At 55.8% G+C, this 18,540-nt stretch carries 17 protein-coding genes; 3 read left to right on the forward strand and 14 right to left on the reverse strand.

Translation table 11 applies throughout. The features are described from left to right. From HZB34_16155 to HZB34_16165, 3 genes are all read left to right on the forward strand, one after another. Positions 1-122, forward strand: a 122-nt coding sequence (locus HZB34_16155) for an IS110 family transposase (protein MBI5317495.1), incomplete at its 5' end; no start/stop codon positions are given. Between the two features lie 119 nt (positions 123-241). Next, positions 242-709, forward strand: a complete 468-nt coding sequence (locus HZB34_16160) for a hypothetical protein (protein ID MBI5317496.1) — start codon at positions 242-244, stop codon at positions 707-709. Between the two features lie 170 nt (positions 710-879). Further along, entirely contained in the window at positions 880-1,164 is a 285-nt protein-coding gene (locus tag HZB34_16165) for a hypothetical protein (protein MBI5317497.1), read from the forward strand. A 226-nt stretch (positions 1,165-1,390) separates the two neighbouring features. Here HZB34_16165 and HZB34_16170 read toward each other — a convergent pair whose 3' ends face one another. The 14 genes from HZB34_16170 to HZB34_16235 all read right to left on the reverse strand — a co-directional run bounded on the left by HZB34_16170 (position 1,391) and on the right by HZB34_16235 (position 18,378). Further along, on the reverse strand, positions 1,391-2,191 hold the full coding sequence (locus HZB34_16170; GenBank protein MBI5317498.1) for an SAM-dependent chlorinase/fluorinase: 801 nt from the start codon (positions 2,189-2,191) through the stop codon (positions 1,391-1,393). Between the two features lies 1 nt (position 2,192). After that, the gene (greA, locus tag HZB34_16175) at positions 2,193-2,669 is read right to left on the reverse strand and encodes a transcription elongation factor GreA (protein MBI5317499.1); all 477 of its coding nucleotides are present in this window, start codon (positions 2,667-2,669) and stop codon (positions 2,193-2,195) included. 14 nt (positions 2,670-2,683) lie between these two features. Next, positions 2,684-5,944 (reverse strand): carbamoyl-phosphate synthase large subunit, encoded by a 3,261-nt coding sequence (carB, locus tag HZB34_16180; GenBank protein ID MBI5317500.1) that lies wholly within the window; start codon positions 5,942-5,944, stop codon positions 2,684-2,686. A 22-nt stretch (positions 5,945-5,966) separates the two neighbouring features. Further along, on the reverse strand, positions 5,967-6,908 hold the full coding sequence (locus tag HZB34_16185) for a M48 family metalloprotease (protein ID MBI5317501.1): 942 nt from the start codon (positions 6,906-6,908) through the stop codon (positions 5,967-5,969). 77 nt (positions 6,909-6,985) lie between these two features. Further along, positions 6,986-7,954 (reverse strand): signal peptide peptidase SppA, encoded by a 969-nt coding sequence (gene sppA / locus HZB34_16190; protein MBI5317502.1) that lies wholly within the window; start codon positions 7,952-7,954, stop codon positions 6,986-6,988. Further along, positions 7,947-9,122, reverse strand: coding sequence for a glutamine-hydrolyzing carbamoyl-phosphate synthase small subunit (gene carA / locus HZB34_16195; protein MBI5317503.1), 1,176 nt, complete (start codon positions 9,120-9,122; stop codon positions 7,947-7,949). Before carA ends, sppA begins: the two co-directional genes overlap by 8 nt. Next, complete coding sequence (locus HZB34_16200) at positions 9,119-9,640, reverse strand: hypothetical protein (GenBank protein MBI5317504.1); 522 nt, start codon at positions 9,638-9,640, stop codon at positions 9,119-9,121. The genes carA and HZB34_16200 overlap by 4 nt, the downstream gene beginning before the upstream one ends. 4 nt (positions 9,641-9,644) lie before the next feature. Further along, complete coding sequence (locus HZB34_16205; GenBank protein MBI5317505.1) at positions 9,645-10,931, reverse strand: dihydroorotase; 1,287 nt, start codon at positions 10,929-10,931, stop codon at positions 9,645-9,647. 3 nt (positions 10,932-10,934) lie between these two features. Next, on the reverse strand, positions 10,935-11,855 hold the full coding sequence (locus tag HZB34_16210; GenBank protein ID MBI5317506.1) for an aspartate carbamoyltransferase catalytic subunit: 921 nt from the start codon (positions 11,853-11,855) through the stop codon (positions 10,935-10,937). A gap of 13 nt (positions 11,856-11,868) precedes the next feature. Next, positions 11,869-12,429 (reverse strand): bifunctional pyr operon transcriptional regulator/uracil phosphoribosyltransferase PyrR, encoded by a 561-nt coding sequence (gene pyrR / locus HZB34_16215; GenBank protein MBI5317507.1) that lies wholly within the window; start codon positions 12,427-12,429, stop codon positions 11,869-11,871. Between the two features lie 428 nt (positions 12,430-12,857). Continuing rightward, positions 12,858-13,553: a hypothetical protein gene (locus tag HZB34_16220; GenBank protein MBI5317508.1), complete on the reverse strand. Its 696-nt coding sequence runs from the start codon at positions 13,551-13,553 to the stop codon at positions 12,858-12,860. Between the two features lie 315 nt (positions 13,554-13,868). Next, the gene (locus tag HZB34_16225) at positions 13,869-15,584 is read right to left on the reverse strand and encodes a hypothetical protein (protein ID MBI5317509.1); all 1,716 of its coding nucleotides are present in this window, start codon (positions 15,582-15,584) and stop codon (positions 13,869-13,871) included. Positions 15,585-15,858: 274 nt separating this feature from the next. Further along, positions 15,859-17,193 (reverse strand): glutamate-5-semialdehyde dehydrogenase, encoded by a 1,335-nt coding sequence (locus tag HZB34_16230; GenBank protein MBI5317510.1) that lies wholly within the window; start codon positions 17,191-17,193, stop codon positions 15,859-15,861. A gap of 180 nt (positions 17,194-17,373) precedes the next feature. Next, positions 17,374-18,378 (reverse strand): SDR family oxidoreductase, encoded by a 1,005-nt coding sequence (locus tag HZB34_16235; protein ID MBI5317511.1) that lies wholly within the window; start codon positions 18,376-18,378, stop codon positions 17,374-17,376. Between the last annotated feature and the right edge of the window lie 162 nt (positions 18,379-18,540).

Genomic DNA, 18,540 nt, shown 5'->3' on the forward strand with positions numbered 1-18,540 from the left:
AGCAAGCAGGGAAAGCGAAGAAAGTGGTACTCACCGCCTGCATGCGCAAGTTGCTGACGATTCTCAATGCGATGCTGAAACATCGGACGCCCTGGCAAGAAGTGGGGGCACACCATGCCTAAATCTCAAGACAGTTGCTGATACCTTTCTCTTCCCCCCAGCGTCGACCAAGCCGGCGAGTTGAGGGGCTTGTGTATCTGGAAGCGATCCATGATCATGATGCGCGCACAGTAGGATGCCCATGGCTGTGACGAATCCAGATCTATCTCCCACGGGGTCTGCCGTGCAGCGCCAGTTACTGGTGAGTATCTCTGCCCATGCGATTCTCGGATACAGCCTGTATTTTGTCGCGGTCATGCAGACTGCACCGCCCCTGTGGGCGCTGAACTTTATTGAGCAGCTCAAGCCCACCCTCGGAGCGCTCGAAACCGCCGCGCGACTCAGCGAGCGTCCGTTTTCCGCACAGGTGATGATCCTGTACACGGTCCTTAGTGCTCTCCTGCTGGGGATGTACTGGGTCTACTACATGTTCTTCGTGAACCACATAATAGGCCAGGAGTCGTACCGCGGCATGTGTGAACGATGGCAACAAACAGGGTTCTCAGTCAAGGAACGTCTGGCGGTCGGATTCGTCGGAGTAGCGTTACTGTATGCGTTTGGTTACGAACTCCCGATCAGCTTCTTCGTGGAGAGGGGGGGATCGGTATAGGGACTACCTCAACAATTGGGTGAGTTCAGCACTGTTCTCCTCGTCAATCCTGTCGACCACCGTCTTGTTGATCGTGTCGATGATGGCGGGTGCGGCGTTCGTGTGGGTTCCTCTGAGCATCTATATGTCATTCGCTCCTTTTCATCCCCCACATCAATAAGGAGATAACGATGTCGACTGAGATCGTGGAAATAGCGATCGGATTGAATGCGCATGTTCTGAACGGTCCACTGGCATCCGCACAATCCGCACTCCTGGCTCAACTCAAGGCAGCGGGGAACGATCTAAATGCATTGTCGGCAAAGGCCGGCACGTCCATTGCGTTTCTGCAGATAACCGGGGCGAGAATTGTTTCGTCGCAGGCAGGCAACGCCCTTGTGTTTTCGATGGCGGTGGAGACAGGAAAATATACCGGGAGTTTTTTGACAGATCGCGGCGATGTCAGACCAGGGTAAACGTCTTGCACCCCTATACCTCATGGCGCGGGGCTGGGCTTCAGAGCGGACGTCGCCGGAGGAGCGGGGACCCGTCGAGGGTCCGCTGAGAAGGAAAGCGGAAACTGACTGAGTCTGCGAAGGAATTTCCGAAGGCTGCCGCTCAGCGGACCCCGAACGGGTCGCTCCGGGAGGCGCGGGAGCGGATGAGCCCCAGCCCCGCGCCATCCCGCTTTGCGATTCCTGCTCACGAGACTTCGATTCGAGCGCCTTTTCCTACCTTAAGAAGATCGGAAGCGGACGCTTCCTTTACGAAAATTTCCAGTCGGCCGTCGCTGTTGATGAGCGCGGACGGCTGCTCCGTCTTCCCTTCGCTGTAATTGACGACAAGGCCTTCAATGATCCGTTCGCCTATCCGAATGGACAATTGCCGGCATTTCGTGACCTGATGCATCTCTTCAAGGTGTTGCAGGGTCAGATTCGAGATGAGATTGCCGAATCGATCAACATGCTCGATCCGCCCTACCAGTCTGTTGCCCTGTCTGCTTGGTTCAATGATCGAAAACCTAATGGGATCATGGATGACTTGGCCGAACGATGAAGCCGGCACTCCCTTCGACAGCCAGGCGGCAGAGGGTGCAAACAGATCTCGACCGTCGAACGTATGCCCAACGGACTTGAGGCGGTACTGTTGGTTCTCGATCTCTCGGGCCTCCACGTCATCTTCATCCTCTAGGACATACGAAAACAATCCGTTATCAGGGCCGAGGAAATAATAGCTGGCGGTTGTGACAAGGAGCGGGCGCCGTGCGCTGCCGACGCCAGGGTCCACGACGGCGACATGCACTGTACCCTCAGGAAAATACCGATAGCAGGAGTTCAGGAGATAAGCGGCCTCTTCAATCGAGTGGGGCGACACGTGGTGCGAAAGATCGACGAAGCGCGCCTGGGGGTTGATGGTGAGGATGACTCCTTTCATGCTCGCCACGAAAGGGTCTTGATCGCCGAAATCGGTCAATAACGTGATGAGCCCCAGAGAATGCGGCACATTAAAGTTCCTCGAAACGAATCTCTACCACTTCGTACTCGACCATCTTGACAGGGGTCTTGACCTCGACGAAATCCCCCACTCGCTTTCCAATTAGCGCCTTGCCGACCGGAGACTGAATCGAAATACGGTTCACTTTCATATCGGCTTCATCCTGCCCCACCAGCGTGTATTCACGCTTTGACTGCGACTCCTGTTCAATCAGGAGCACCGTAGCGCCGAACACGATGGTCTCAGATGTTCGGCCAGCGGTTTCGATGATCCGCGCGTCGGCCAGCTTCGACTCCAACTCCACAATGCGCGACTCGATGAACCCCTGTCGCTCTTTGGCCGCATCGTACTCCGCATTCTCGCTCAAATCGCCATGAGCACGGGCCTCGGCAATGGCTTCGATATTCTTGGCGCGTTCGACTTTCCGCAAACGATCGAGCTCGGCCTTGAGCGCTTCATGCCCCTTCTTCGTAATCGGTGTCGGCATAGCCTAGGCGCCCCCTACGAGTGGTGGTGATATTCCTGCAACGACCGGATGGTGAGTTCTTTTTTGAGAATCGCTTCAATGCCCATAATCGCCGCCCGCGCCCCACGGATCGTCGTATAGTATGCCAGCCCCTTATTCAGCGCCTCGCGGCGGATCGACAATGAATCGGCATGTGACGCTGCCGTGCGTACGGTGTTGACAACCAACGCGACCTGCCCGTTCTTGATATGGTCTACGATATGGGGACGACCTTCCTTGACCTTGTTCACGGTTTCAGCCTGGACTCCATGGTTACGCAAATACTCCGCCGTTCCACTCGTGGCTTGAACAGTAAAACCCAGCCGTTGAAGCTGTCGCACAACTTCCAGAGCTGCAGGACGATCACTCCCCTTCACGCTGATAAAAGCCGTGCCTCCCTTCGGCAACGTTGAGCCGGCTCCTGCTTGGGACTTCGCGAAGGCCCATCCGAAATCCTGGTCGATGCCCATCACTTCCCCGGTAGACTTCATCTCCGGACCCAAGAGGACATCCACCCCCGGGAACTTATTAAATGGAAACACGGATTCCTTTACGGACAGGTGAGCGGGAGTGGGGGCTTTGATGAACCCGAGCTCCGGAAGGCTCTTGCCTACCATGGTTTTCATGGCCAGCTTGGCGAGGGGCACGCCGATCGCTTTACTCACGAACGGTACGGTGCGTGAACCTCGAGGGTTGACCTCCAGCACATAGACTACCTGGTCTTTAATGGCAAATTGCGCGTTCATCAGGCCGATCACGCCGAGTTCCAGAGCCAAGGCCGTCATTTGCCGGCGGATCTCCTCGACCACTTTTGGGTCAAGTGAATAGGGCGGCAATGAACAAGCCGAGTCTCCCGAATGCACTCCGGCTTCTTCGATATGTTCCATGATCCCGGCCACCACGACGTTCTTCCCGTCAGAAATGGCATCGGCATCGACTTCTATCGCATCCGACAGATATTTATCGATCAGCACGGGATGTTTTGGCGAGGCTGTGACCGCCGATCCCATATACTCCAGCAAGCCTGATTCATCGTAGACAATCTGCATGGATCGTCCGCCCAACACATATGAAGGCCGCACCATAACCGGATAACTGATCTGCGAGGCGATCCGAACCGCCTCGCTTACAGATCGGGCCATACCACTCTCCGCTTGGCGGAGCCCGAGCGTATTCAAGAGGTCACGAAACCGCTCTCGATCCTCTGCACGATCGATGGCCTCGGGACTCGTCCCCAGAATTTTCACTCCGGCCTTGGATAAGGGAAGCGCGAGCTTGAGGGGCGTCTGCCCGCCGAACTGCAACACGACGCCCAATGGCTGTTCGCACTCCACGATGTTGAGCACATCCTCCTCCGTCAACGGCTCAAAATAGAGTCGGTCCGAGATGTCGTAGTCGGTGCTCACCGTCTCGGGATTACAATTCACCATAATCGACTCGATACCCTCCTCACGAAGGGCCATGGCCGCATGGACACAACAGTAGTCGAATTCGATGCCCTGCCCGATACGATTCGGCCCCCCACCCAGAATGATCACCTTCTTCCGATCTGTCGGACGAGCCTCACATTCGCGCCCGTACGTCGAATAGAGATACGGAGTATGGGCTTCAAACTCTGCGGCACAGGTGTCGACTCGTTTGTAGGTCACCCTTCTTCTGCTCTGACCGTCTCCAATCCGCTGCTTCCGGATCGAGGCAGCAGCGGTCCCAATAAGTTCTGCGATACGGTCGTCTGAAAAACCAAGCTCCTTGCCCTCCCATAGTAGCGACTCCTCTAGGGTGGCTGGATTCTTTTCTCTCTGGCCCACCAGCAGGGCTTCAAATTGCATCAGATCTCGGATCTGCTCCAGGAACCAGGGATCGATTTTCGTGAGGGCAAACAGGTCTTCATTCGATATGCCTAGACGCATGGCATCCGCCACATGCCACAACCGCTCGGCAATCGGGGTCCGCAGATGTTGGCGTACCGACTCTAATACCAGCTGGCGATCGATCCCTTCAGGAATGCCACGATCCAAGCCTTCCCGTGAGGAGAGCCCGTTCAAATTCAATTCCAGTGATCGAATCGCCTTCTGCAAGGACTCTTTGAAGGTCCGCCCTATGGCCATCACTTCACCCACCGATTTCATCTGCGTCGTAAGGGTGGGGTCGGCACCTCGGAACTTCTGAAAAGCAAAGCGGGGGATCTTGACCACCACATAATCGATCGTGGGCTCAAAGGAGGCTTTCGTCACCCCGGTGATGTCGTTGGTGATTTCATCCAACGTGTAGCCCACGGCAAGTTTCGCCGCAATCTTGGCGATGGGAAACCCCGTCGCTTTCGAAGCGAGGGCGGAACTCCTCGATACACGCGGATTCATTTCGATGACCACCATATCACCGTCCTGAGGATTCAGGCCGAATTGGACATTCGACCCTCCGGTATCGACGCCGATCTCACGCATAATCCCCACTGCAGCATCCCGCATCCGTTGATATTCTTTGTCCGAAAGTGTCATGGCCGGCGCTACCGTGATACTGTCACCCGTGTGCACCCCCATCGGGTCCAGATTTTCGATCGGACAAACAATGACGACATTGTCTTTGAGGTCCCGCATCACCTCTAACTCGTATTCTTTCCATCCGATCAGAGATTCTTCGATCAAGAGCTGACCGACAGGACTCATCGCGAGGCCCCACTCGACAATCTTCTCGAATTCTTCCCGGTTGTACGCGATATTTCCACCGGTACCGCCCATGGTGAACGATGGCCGAACGATCGCCGGAAATCCGATCTGATCGAGGATCTTGATGGCCTCCTCACGGGTATGCGCCGTACCGCTGGCCGGTACTCGCAACCCAATCCGCTGCATGGCATGTTTGAAAGCTTCACGATCCTCGGCCTTATGAATGGCCTCGGCAGATGCGCCGATCAAGGCGACCCCATATTTTTCCAATGTGCCCCGCTTGACCAATCCCATGGTCGTATTCAATGCGGTCTGTCCTCCCATGGTCGGGAGTAGGGCATCGGGGCGTTCCCGCTCGATCACTTTCTCGACCACCTCGACCGTGATCGGCTCCACATAGGTCCGATCGGCCAATTCGGGATCGGTCATGATCGTCGCAGGGTTGCTGTTGATGAGAATCACCCGGTACCCCTCTTCTTTGAGGGCCTTACAGGCCTGGGTGCCGGAATAGTCAAACTCGCAGGCCTGGCCGATCACGATCGGCCCGGACCCGATCAACAAAATGGACTTGATATCTGTTCGTTTTGGCACAGCGACCTCGTTTCAGGATCGGCTAGCTGGTTTGTGGCATTGGCCCAATCTTCGGACGGTATGGTGCAGGCGCCGGTGGAACCGGCCCGCCCCCCGGGCCATGATAGTGCTGGAGCGCCTCGGGCAACCAGGCTTCGATCTGATTGATACGTGTCAAGTCGGAAGGATGGGTGGAAAGGAACTCCGGTACCGCTTGCTGCGAGCGAAAACAGAGCTTACCGATCATCTCCCTGGGACAGCCGCTCATGCGTTCCCAGAACGGCACTGCTGCACGAGGATCGTATCCAGCCTCCGCCATCAATCGAAGCCCGATGTAGTCGGCCTCCGATTCTTGTTTTCGATTAAAGGGTAACGACACATTGACCCCATAAGCCCCCAACAGGCCCTGGACCGCACCGGCATTGACGTTTCCCGTCGCCGCCGCACCCAGTGCGCCCAATTGTGCGATCTGGTCCAAAATACTCCGGCTCATCCGCTCCACCCCGTGGCGCTGCAACGCATGCGCGACTTCATGTCCCATCACCGTCGCCAAACCAGCATCGTCTTTCGTATGCTTGAGAATCCCGGTGAAGACGGCGACTTTCCCGCCTGGCAGCGCAAAGGCATTGACCATCTTGTCGTCTTGAATGACCGCAAACTCCCACTGGTACTCCGGTTTGTTGGCTGCTTCAGCAATGTTTCGCCCCACGCGGTGCACCAGCTCATTCACTTCCACATTGTCGCTGAGGGGGGCAGCCCTTAAAACCTGGCGGAATGCGTCCAATCCGAGTTGCAATTCTTTCTCTTCGGAGAAAAAAATCACCTGATCGCGGGCCGTGCCAGGCGCCCGGTAACAACCGGTCAAGCTGCCGAACAGACTCATGGCCGTCCCAATCCCGAGGGCCGCACAGAGCCCCACCGCCCCCTGCGCGCCCAGAGCCAGCATCGCCCGACGTCCGACCGCGGTCGCGAAGACGTTGCCCATCGCGCGATCTGCTGATTGAGTCATTGCAGTCCTACTTCGGCAAATGAATCGCTCCCGCACTCAATGCGAAACTCCTGTCAGGGCATCCAAAGATACATGAACTGCGGCGTTCCACCCCGCACCATCGACAATACATCAATATCGGCTAACCCTGCGATGCCAGGACTCGCCCCGAAGAGGCGGGAGTAGATATTATTCTTATATTCTCCCCGATGCCCATAGGTCACCACCCGCGCCTCCGTCAAACCAGCCTTCCTCTTGGCCACCTCGATCGCGTCATCAAGATACCCGATTTCATCGACAAGGCCTGCAGCTTTGGCCTGATCTCCAGAATAGATCCGCCCATCGGCCAGCTTCTTAATTTGTTCAGGGGACAGGTGGGGGCGTCCTTCCTGTACCACTGCCAAAAACCGTTGATAGAACGAGTCAATCACGCTTTGAAAGATCCCTCGCTCCTCAGCAGTCATGACCCGAAAGGGTGAGCCCATGTCCTTGCGCGGTCCTGACGTGATCGCGCTGGCTTCGACTCCCACTTTTTCAAGCAAGCCCCTGGCATTGACCGTCAACATAATGACACCGATACTGCCCGTCACAGTGGAGGGATGAACCAAAATACTGTCTGTCGCCATGGCGAGGTAGTAGCCTCCTGATGCCGCCACATCCATCATCGAGGCAATCACGGGAATCTTTCTCTTGATTTTGAATTCCCGCAACTCGTGATACAGGATGTCAGAGGCCGTCACGGTTCCGCCTGGACTGTTGATGCGAACGACTACGGCTTTGATCTTGTCGTCCTTCGAAGCCCTCGTCAGCTCTTCCTTGAACGTGGCCAACATATTCGGCTGCGGAACAAGACCATCCTTACCTTGTCCACTAATCACACCCGACAGATCCAGCAACAACACTTTTCCATCGCCCGTGCCGCTGAGTTGCATTTCTTTGATCGGGCCTGATGGTTCGATCAGGTTGACCGTGATGCACCCGGACTGCAGGCTGGCGGCTGCAAGGACGCAGACTAGGCAGAGTGTCGAATAAACCTTACGCATGCTGTTTCTCCATCAATTGAGTAAACTGAGTGAATAAATAGGCAGAGTCGTGGGGACCGGGAGACGCCTCCGGGTGATACTGCACCGAAAACACCGGACGATCAGCACAGGCCAACCCTTCGATCGAGTGATCGTTTAGACTGAGATGTGTCACCGCAACCTGACCGTAGACCGTGTCGATCAGGGGAAGGTGATCCGGAATCCTGTTGATTGGAGAGACGACCTGTACCGCGAAATTGTGGTTTTGCGACGTAATCTCGACTTTTCTTGTACGAAGATCCGTGACTGGATGATTTGCCCCGTGGTGGCCAAACTTTAATTTGTAGGTTTTAAGACCCAGCGCGAGACCGAGAATCTGATGCCCTAAACAGATGCCAAAGATCGGACGGTACCCGATTAACCGGCGCACTGCCTCAACTGCGTAGGGCACTCCCTCCGGATCCCCCGGACCGTTCGACAGAAAAATTCCATCAGGTTTCAGGGCTTCGACTTGCTCCGCAGTCGTCGAAGCCGGCACAACAGTCACATCACACCCGACATCGACAAGCCGGCGAAGAATATTCAGTTTCACCCCGAAATCATAGGCAACGACATGCCAACGCCTGGTCGCGCCAATCCCAGCCCTGTCGTTACGCGAGAGAGCCCACTGCCCTGCACTCTCCACCCATTGATATGCCCTGTCACAAGTAACCTCCGTCGCCAAGTCCCGGCCCATGATGCTGGGAGCTGCCTGTGCCTTCTCGACGGCTAGGCGTGAATCCCCTCCCCCGTGGGTGATCAGACCCTGCTGTGAGCCATGTTCACGCAGGTGCCTGGTGAGGGCCCTCGTATCCAGCCCTTCGATGGCAACGATCTTCGCCTCATGCAAATACTCTTGCAACTGCTGTCGACTGCGCCAATTGCTGGCAAGCTGGCTCGCCTCCTTCACAATAAACCCCTCGGCCCAAATACGCCGTGACTCGGCATCCTCCGGTGTCACACCGTAGTTTCCAATATGGGGAGAGGTCATCGTGATGATTTGTCCCTTGTACGAAGGATCGGTCAAGACTTCCTGGTAGCCGGTCATTGCCGTGTTAAATACGACTTCTCCCACCGTCTCACCCTCGTACCCGAGGGCTCGACCTTCGAAGAGCGTGCCATCCGCCAATGCCAACAATGCCTTTTTCATGTGGATATCTTCTCTCGAGAAAGAGAAAGGCTGGACCTGATGCCAATCAGTAAGATTCCCATAGCAAGATTAACCATATAGATCAACCGAACTGGTAAAAGAACGCGAAACAGAGCCTCGAAGGCCGCCTTCCTTGCAGCCTCTTCCTTCACCGCGAAAGCCTGAGCTTGTAGCGATGACGCATAGGGATGCAGAACAACGACAATGATGCCGGCGATCAACACCATACCTGCCAACAGCGCCAACTCACCCCGACTGACTGCTACTGCCTGATCGCCGCTCCACCAGCGGTACCATGCGGCGGCACACAGGATCGTCACCGCACCGATCACGAAACGATTATAGCCTTCAAATGCCTGGGTCAGAAACAATCCGCCTATATCCTGACCACCGAACGTATTGAAGACTGCTGGAATGACCGCCCCGATAAGTACCAGCAGACCGCCGACCCATATGCCCAACGCCAGCCATTCAAGCGTGAGGCAACAAATCATTCCCCAGCGGGACATGCGCCGCATCGCATTAGGGCTCCGCCAAACCGGCCTTGAATACCACTCGGCCACCCACAATCGTCGTCGTCACCCGTCCCTTCACCTTCCATCCGGCAAACGGCGTGTTTCGGCTCTTTGAGCGAAACTTAGCGGGATCCACCTCCCACTGTTCCTGCTGGTCGACGATCACCACATCCGCATCAACCCCGACTGCCAACGTGCCTTTGGACAATCCAAAGACCTTGGCCGGCGCGGTGCTCAATCTATCAACAGCGGCCTCCAACGATAAGACGCCCTCGTCGACCAGCGCAAAGGTCAAGGGGAGGGCTGTCTCCAATCCGACGATACCGAATGGCGCCTCCGTGAATCCTAGTTGCTTTTCCTGTGTCGCATGCGGAGCATGGTCCGTGGCGATGACATCGATCGTGCCGTCGCGAAGACCTTCCTTGATCGCTTGCACATCCTTCCACGTCCGCAGCGGCGGATTCATTTTGGCAGAGGTATTATAGCCGCGGACCACTTCTTCCGTGATGGTAAAGTGATGGGGACAGGCTTCAGCCGTGACTTTGAGTCCGCGGGACTTGGCCTCCCGCACCATCCGGACAGATCCTACCGTGCTGATATGCGCCAGGTGCAGCCGAGCTCCAGTGAGTTCCGCCAGTGCGACATTACGAGCGACCATCACATCTTCTGCCGCCGCGGGCATACCGGGAAGACCCAGCTCGGTGGAAATGGCCCCTTCGTTCATACAGCCTCCCTCGGCAAGATGGAGGTCTTCACAGTGATCGACGACCGGCACGTCGAAGGCCAACGCATATTCCATCGCTCTTCGCATGACCAGACTGTTCATCACCGGCTTTCCGTCATCGGAAATCGCGACACAACCGGCACGATGCAAGTCGCCGATCTCCGCCAGTTCCTTTCCTTCCGAACCTTTCGTAATCGCGCCGATCGGAAATACATTCGCCAATCCGGCCGCTCGTGCACGATCCAGCATAAATTCCGTAATCGCTTGATTGTCATTGACCGGATTCGTATTGGGCATGCAGCAGACCGATGTGAACCCCCCTGCCACTGCCGCCGCCGCCCCACTCTGGATCGACTCTTTGTATTCGAAACCCGGCTCCCTAAAGTGGACGTGAAGATCAACGAAGCCGGGAAGAACTAGTTGACCCGTGGCATCGATCTTCGTGACCCCAGCCGGAACTTTGAGGTGAGATCCCACCGCGATGATCCGCCCATCATCGATCAGCACATCGGCCATACCGCTAAACCGTCCGGGATCGATGACGTGCCCGCCTGTAATGTGAATGGCCACGATTCAGCTTGCTCCTGACAATAGATATAGGATACCCATGCGGACTGCTACGCCGTTCGCAACCTGATCCAGAATGACCGACGACAAACTATCGGCCACATCCGGAGCAATCTCGACCCCGCGATTGATCGGACCTGGATGCATCACAATCGCCCCTGGGTCAGCCAACCTGACCCGCTCGGCCGTTAACCCGTAGAGTCGCGCATATTCACGGATGGTTGGAAAGAGCGCAATCCCCTGCCGTTCGAGCTGCAATCGCAGCATCATAATGACCTGCACACCGCGCAATGCTTCGTCGAAATTGTAGTAGACGCGCACACCGAGCTTTTCCACCCCAAAAGGCATCATCGTCGGCGGCCCTACCAGACGAACCTCTGCCCCCAGTTTCACCAGTGCGTGAATGTTCGAACGCGCCACACGGCTATGCGCGACGTCTCCAATGATCGCCACCCGAAGCCCCTCGAACGACAATCCACGATCGCGAATCGTATACAAATCCAGGAGGCCTTGGGTCGGATGCTCATGCCACCCGTCCCCTGCATTGATCACAGACGACTTCACCCCGCGAGCCAGGGTCTCGGCCGCTCCTGCAGAGGGATGACGCAAGACAATAATATCCGCCTGCATCGCCTCAATATTGCGGGCGGTGTCCAGTAACGTTTCTCCTTTGACCACGCTGCTCGACGACGGCGAGAAATTGATCACATCTGCGCTCAACCGTTTTGCCGCCAACTCGAACGAAGTGCGCGTCCTGGTACTGGGCTCGAAGAAGAGATTCACCACGGTGCGGCCCCGAAGTGCCGGAACCTTCTTGATTTCCCGGCCTGTCACTTCCTTGAACGAATCAGCCGTCTCTAACAGTAATCTGATCTCATCCACCGACAGAGGGGCTAGGCTCAAGAGATCTTTCCGTTTGAGACTCATGGCATACTCCGCTTCACGGCTTTAAGATAACCACCCGGTCATCCTCACCCGATTCTTCAAGCAGAACCTGGACCTTTTCTTCACGAGCAGTGGGGAGGTTTTTGCCGATGTAGTTGGCTTTAATCGGCAACTGACGATGGCCCCGGTCGACGAGGACGGCCAGTTGAATCTCTGCCGGTCGCCCCAGATCGATCAATCCATCCATCGCGGCGCGAATGGTTCGCCCGGTAAACAGCACGTCGTCGACCAAGACAATGATCTTGTCGGAAATATCGAACGGGACCGACGTCTTACGAAGAATCGGTTGTTCCTTCCTTAAGGAGAGGTCATCCCGATAGAGGGTAATGTCCAATTCGCCGATCGGCACCGATGCCGACTCAATCTCCTGAATGCGTTTCACCAGTCGATGGGCTAGATACACTCCCCCGGTCCGAATCCCAACCAATCCAAGCGCCTGTACACCCTTATTGCGTTCGAGAATTTCATGGGCAATGCGGGTAAGCCCCCGGGCGATGTCTCCCGCGTCCATTACTAGTTTTTCCTCCCGTCGTTCTTTTTGTTCGCCGCTACTCATTGGCATATGTATGGCCGACTCAGCTAATAGCTCTCAGACATCAGCTTTCAGTTCATGAATCAGCAGACAACAAGCTGAAGGCTGACTGGTGATGGCTGAACGCGTTATTCCAGCTTTTTGGCATAAAAAAACCCTCCCATCGGAATCCGACGAGAAGGTTACTGTGTTGTGTCGACAGACACAGACCTGACTGACACCCATGGACACTCCTTACTCACCTCGCAGGATGAGCATTAAAGGTTCCCGTATCTTACTGGGGCCAGAGGAACCCTGTCAAGCTGGAAGAACGCGCCTGCTCAGGGGTTCAGGCTGAAGGCTGAAATGTTCGGACCTTCGAACCCCGACCGTCGAGTCGCGCTTTTCCTGCCAGTCTCGCTTGTTTCGCTTTAGTGGGGACAATCGGATGGAAACCATCTCCCCCTAAATGGTCACCCGCGCCGAGTGAGCTCTTCTAATACAAATTGTTTTGGGAGAAGCACTGGAACGACGATGCCGATCGGATCTCCACGTTTAATCGTCGTCGGCTTGGTAAGTTGCAACAGAAAGTTGGCAGTGAAGGCGTCATAGCCAGGAAGCCAGTCGTACATATTCGGTGTGCGTTTATACTCTTGAGTCTTCACTCCCTCCCATACGAGAAATGTCCGCTCGGGATAGTGATAGAAGTGGTTCGGCAGATCCTTCATCATCAATCCCACCCGCTTCGGATAGTAGAACCGGATGCCGCAGCAGAGCTTGGGATACCCGCTGTTTAGGATCAAATCGACATAGGTTCCAGAAAACGACTTGTAGCCGAGAAGCCGCTCTTCCGGCAGGATCGGCGGCGCTTGCCACTTGACCCCATCGGCTGTCCGGCGGATCTTACAGTCCGCCGGAGACCGGATAAGCCAGCCGTACTGGCCTACCGTTCGGACCGGTCCACAATCGTCCGGGATCACTTTGTAACCCTCAGCCGCCACAGCCCGCTGCTCGCCCAGCGACATCCCCGACAACAGCGGCCGGTGCGGCATGAAATCGAGCTTCAGTCGTTCAGGCGGAATGGCAGTCGAATATTCCCGTTCCCAATAGATAACGATCCTGTCGCTCGGCTCCTCACCGCCAATCTGTTCGGGAGTCGGTTCGTTCATCTCATCAACCTAATTCATCTGCGACATCGCGGACATGTAACCACCAGGAGACTTTCCCACAGGATGCTCAGACAGGCCAGGCTTCTCACCCACCCACCCCGGCGCGCCAAGACCCGCCTTTCCTCGGGCAAGGCCGCAGCGAATGATCAAAGATGATCCTTCCAAGCTCGCTCGTTACCTTCTTTCAAGGGGTGGCCTGGCTTGGTCCCCAACTGCGCACGTCGAACGACCACTGCTTCATCGTGGGGGTTCCGTGAGCACGGGGGACCAACCAGGCCACCCATCCCCCTGCTGGCGGACTTTTTCAGTATTCTGCTAGACCTTCTTCATGTGGAATAGCGTAAGACCGGCCCTCAGCCTTGCTTGTGGCAAGATCGTGCGATGCATCCGAAACGTAGGGAGCTGTTCGACCAGTTCTTCCCAGCAGATATGGAGTCCTTTAGATAGCCCCTGGGGACCCAACTGTGCCGGACCGATGACAAATGCATGGCCTCCCGTCCGAAGCAATTGGCTGATCATCTTCATTCGGTTGTCCAGGCTGCTCGATATATCTGCGCTATCGTAGGGCACCCAATGGTAGACCAAGTCATAGGAGCCCTGCGCCCCTTGATTGCATGTCTCCCCGTCCGAAACGAATCGGATATGTGAGAGCCAATCCCACCGCTGTAACTCCGCACAGACGCTCCAGAGTTGTTGTGCCTGCTTTTGCGCATAGGCTGGACGCCGGACCAGCACTGTATAGTCTCTCACGCGATCAAACGTGATGCAGGTCGCAACCACGGCATCGCCATTCTCGATGAACACGTGCTCAGCTCTCGAGAGCACCGTTCCAATCTCCCGATCCTGTTCACCAATATCCTGTATGTAATCAGCCACGAATGGCTGCGCCGAATATTCACCGATTTCAGACCCGTCTTCCGGATAGAGCAATACCGCTCCATAGGCTTCTGCTGGAAGGATAGTCGGAACCCCCTGGACAAAGACCGACCGCCAGTCGACTGGGCTCATAGCCACTGGCCCACCAGTCTCTCGTAGATTCCCCTGCAGTAGGGGCGCAGCCAACGTAGTTTCTCGATCTCGATTCTTCAGGATAACCTGTTCTCCAACAACCTCCGCGCTCCGATCGTAAGGAACAAATCGACGGCCTTGCTGGCTCGCATAGGATAGCCCCGAGGGATCTGATGCGACCGTCACCTTATATAGCTTATTGTCTTGGATCGTGAAACAAGCCCCCGCGCGTTGATCAAAATATCGAACTGGCATCGTGGCCGCCGGTAACCAGATCACTTGACCGGACCGTTCCCGATTCATAAAGATCGTGAAGGGGTCATTCCTCTCGGGCGCCTGAGGGGTAAAGAAATTACTAAACAGCCTGAATGCTGCTTCCGAGGGATAGGGGGGAATACCTCTATATCGCAAGGGTCGAGCACTCGGCTTCCCTTCGTTCTGATCATCGTAGAGCCCGCGAATCAATTCAAACACCGCAGAGCCAGTTCCCGGTAAGAGCGACTTAAAGAGTTCGACCACCGGCAGAAAGTCGAGAGAGGACCAATTCATGGCTCCCATACAGGCCATGAAGCGGGCCTGCTCGAACCCTCCGTCCTGAAGCACATAGAGCGCATCTTTGCGCTGACGGATGGTCGCCCGCCCTGTCGGCTCGATCCGAAGATCCTCATCCCGATAGAAGAATCGCACATCCTCGATCGTGACACGAAGCGCCTGCGCAGCCATCGCACGCAAATCATCGGCCTTGAGAAGCTGCCAACCGCGCTTACTGGTTAGATTGAGGCTAGTTTCATTGACCAAACTAGCCGGCTTCAACCCGACCCAGCAATCCCAATCCAGACGCACCCGAGCACGACAGAGAACCACATTGCCTATGGCATCTGTCCCCCACTCGCATTCATGCAATGGATTCCCTTCTGGATCGGTCGCAAGAAACCGGCGACCATCCGAGCGATAGAACACGAGGTGCCCAGTTGGTTGTTTGACGCAACGGCCACCAGCTGCGGCAAGATCGCGAGCAAACATTTGATTTCCGGAGAAGCTGATGTTACCGGGGTTGGCGAGCGCTGAGGGATTCACAAGAAATGGTCTCAATTATGCTGCGGGCTGCTCAAACAGGTCAGCCAACGAGGCCACAAGGAGAGAGAACCCCGAGGAGGTACATACCAAGCTTCGCTTGAACCGCTCGCTTCGATCAAATGCGAGCGGATAGTCGTTTTGCCTCAAGTATCCTCAAATCGGTACGTTGAGGGGTTTGAACGACTGAGAACGAAGTTGGGGGCCTGTTTCAGCAGCCTGTTTACTCGCGGACTTGCCCGCTCCCCATGACGATATACTTAAAGCAGGTCAATTCTTCCAGTCCCATCGGACCTCGGGCGTGGATACGGGATGTACTGATCCCGATTTCCGCTCCCAGCCCGAATTGATAACCGTCGTTCAACCTGGTCGAAGCATTGACCAAGACGGCGCTGGCGTCAACTTCACGCAGGAACCGCATGGCCTTCGGATAATCGGCTGTCACGATGGCTTCTGTATGGTGAGAGCCATACTTGGCAATATGTTCCATCGCCTCATCGACATTCTTAACTACTTTTACCGCAACGGTGAGGTTGAGGAACTCTTTTCCATAATCATCATCGCCCGCCGGTTTGGCCGACGATGACAGCTGGCAGGTTTTTTCGCAGCCGCGCACCTCAACCTTGGCCGCCACCAACTTATCGATGAAGGGAGCCAGCCACTGGCGCGCGATGCCCTGATGGACTAAGAGAGTCTCCATTGCGTTACAGGTCGACGGCCGCTGCACCTTCGCGTTGAAACAGACCCGCTCCGCCATGGCGGGATCGGCATCGGCATCAACATAGATGTGACAGACACCGGCGTCATGTTTCATCACGGGAATCGTGGCATGTTCGGTCACGACGCGCATGAGGGATTCGCCGCCTCGCGGGATGATCAGATCGATATAGCGATCCTGTTTGAGAAGAAGGGGAATCAGATCACGATCAGGCCGCGTGACAAAGCTGATGGCTCCGCCCGGGACACCGGATTTCTCTGCTGCTTCCGAGAGTATCGTCGCAATTGCCGTATTGGAATGGATTGCCTCACTCCCTCCTCGAAGCACGCAGGCGTTACCGGATTTCAAACAGAGGGCCGCGGAATCAGCCGTCACATTCGGGCGGGACTCATAAATAATCCCGATGACGCCGATTGGCACCCGCACGCGCCCGACCTGCATCCCATTCGGTCTTGTCCACATCTTCGACATATCACCGAGGGGATCAGGAAGCGCAGCCACCTCGCGCAGGCCTACCGCCATTTCGACAATCCTCTCCGCCGTCAGGCGCAGCCGATCCGCCATTGTCTGCTTCCCTGGCACAGACCCGAAGGCCTCCAGATCCAGATCGTTCGCGGCACGGAGCGCATCTTTTTGCTCTTCCAGCGCCTCTGCCATTGCAAGAAGAGCCCGGTTCTTCACCAGAGTCGGAAGTGTAGCCAGCCGGCCCGCAGCTTGTTTAGCCCGCGTGACCAATCCATTAACGTACTCTGGAAGTGGAATGGGGGGAATGACTTCTGCGCCAGCCGATTCGATTGACGTGACCGAAGCTTCCGCCTGGTTATTTTGTTCAGAGAGCATAGCAACGACTCTTACCCCATGACATGAGGGACAAGGACAGGATACAGCGGGGATTTCAGCGCGGTCAAGGCGGGGGAAAGGTTGATCCGGTTTATTTGGCTTGTTTTGCTCGTCTGGTTAGTCGAGCTCAACCCAACAAACCAAACAGACCAATATAAACACGAGAAACCAGACGGGCTCCTAGATCACCTTCCTGAAGTATTCTACCGTGCGCCTGAGAGCGTCCTCGAGTTCTACTTGAGGTTCCCATTCTAGTAGAGCCCGCGCCCGGCTGATATCGGGTCGCCTGACTTTGGGATCATCGGCAGGCAGCGGATGATAGGTGATCTGGCTCGATGAGCCGGTGAGCTCCAATACTAATTTCGCAATCTCCAAAACCGTAAGCTCACGCGGGTTTCCAAGATTCACTGGGTCGTGCATGCTGGACTGGTCGGCACCCTCATTCCTGGTAACGAGGAACTTACGATCGGTCCGTTGCTCAACCGTCTTGTCCGAACCCAGAAAAAGCAACCCCGTGATACCACGGACAAGGTCATCCACGTAACAAAAACTCCTGGTCTGAGACCCATCGCCGAAGACACTCAATGGTTTCCCCTGAAGCGCCTGGACAATGAAATTCGACACGACACGCCCATCGTTCGGACGCATATGTGGTCCAAACGTATTGAAAATGCGCACGATCCTCGTATCGACTGCATGATAGCGGTGATAGGCCATCGTAAGGGCTTCTGCAAAACGCTTGGCCTCGTCATACACGCCCCGGGGACTGATGGGATTCACATTCCCCCAGTAGGATTCAGGTTGAGGACTCACAAGCGGGTCCCCATAGACTTCCGACGTGCTGGCCAAGAGAAACCTCGCACCCTTCACCTTGGCTAGGCCAAGAGCCTTATGCGTGCCCAGGGCGCCGACCTTCAGGGTGGCAATAGGATATTCAAGATAATCTTGCGGACTCGCAGGTGAGGCAAAGTGCATGACCGCATCCAGGGGGCCTTCAATATGCAGATAATCGCAGACATTGTATTTGACAAAAGAAAATCGTTCGTGCCCCAGTAAATCGGCGATATTCTCAACCCGTCCCGTGATGAGGTTGTCCATGCAGATCACGGAATGCCCAGAATGCAGCAGCAGAGCAGAAAGATGGCTTCCGAGAAACCCGGCTCCGCCTGTAACAAGGATACGCATAGAATGATTCTACTTGTACTCTTATCGACGGGCGAATGCCACGAAATTTATAGGATACTGGGAGGAAATGCCGGCAGGAGTTACGGATTCACCGATTGAGTGCGGGGAATAGGGAAGGGAAGGAAAAGGATGGGACCCGGCATTGAATGCTGGTCCCCCTAC

This window comes from Nitrospirota bacterium (assembly GCA_016219645.1).
GTDB lineage: Bacteria > Nitrospirota > Nitrospiria > Nitrospirales > Nitrospiraceae > Palsa-1315.

Coding starts and splice junctions, on each gene's coding strand:
- HZB34_16160 (MBI5317496.1), top strand. CDS start 242: ATGGCTGTGACGAATCCAGATCTATCTCCCACGGGGTCTGCCGTGCAG.
- HZB34_16165 (MBI5317497.1), top strand. CDS start 880: ATGTCGACTGAGATCGTGGAAATAGCGATCGGATTGAATGCGCATGTT.
- greA (MBI5317499.1), bottom strand. CDS start 2,669: ATGCCGACACCGATTACGAAGAAGGGGCATGAAGCGCTCAAGGCCGAG.
- HZB34_16185 (MBI5317501.1), bottom strand. CDS start 6,908: ATGGGCAACGTCTTCGCGACCGCGGTCGGACGTCGGGCGATGCTGGCT.
- sppA (MBI5317502.1), bottom strand. CDS start 7,954: ATGCGTAAGGTTTATTCGACACTCTGCCTAGTCTGCGTCCTTGCAGCC.
- carA (MBI5317503.1), bottom strand. CDS start 9,122: ATGAAAAAGGCATTGTTGGCATTGGCGGATGGCACGCTCTTCGAAGGT.
- HZB34_16200 (MBI5317504.1), bottom strand. CDS start 9,640: ATGCGGCGCATGTCCCGCTGGGGAATGATTTGTTGCCTCACGCTTGAA.
- HZB34_16210 (MBI5317506.1), bottom strand. CDS start 11,855: ATGAGTCTCAAACGGAAAGATCTCTTGAGCCTAGCCCCTCTGTCGGTG.
- pyrR (MBI5317507.1), bottom strand. CDS start 12,429: ATGAGTAGCGGCGAACAAAAAGAACGACGGGAGGAAAAACTAGTAATG.
- HZB34_16220 (MBI5317508.1), bottom strand. CDS start 13,553: ATGAACGAACCGACTCCCGAACAGATTGGCGGTGAGGAGCCGAGCGAC.
- HZB34_16225 (MBI5317509.1), bottom strand. CDS start 15,584: ATGTTTGCTCGCGATCTTGCCGCAGCTGGTGGCCGTTGCGTCAAACAA.
- HZB34_16230 (MBI5317510.1), bottom strand. CDS start 17,193: ATGCTCTCTGAACAAAATAACCAGGCGGAAGCTTCGGTCACGTCAATC.
- HZB34_16235 (MBI5317511.1), bottom strand. CDS start 18,378: ATGCGTATCCTTGTTACAGGCGGAGCCGGGTTTCTCGGAAGCCATCTT.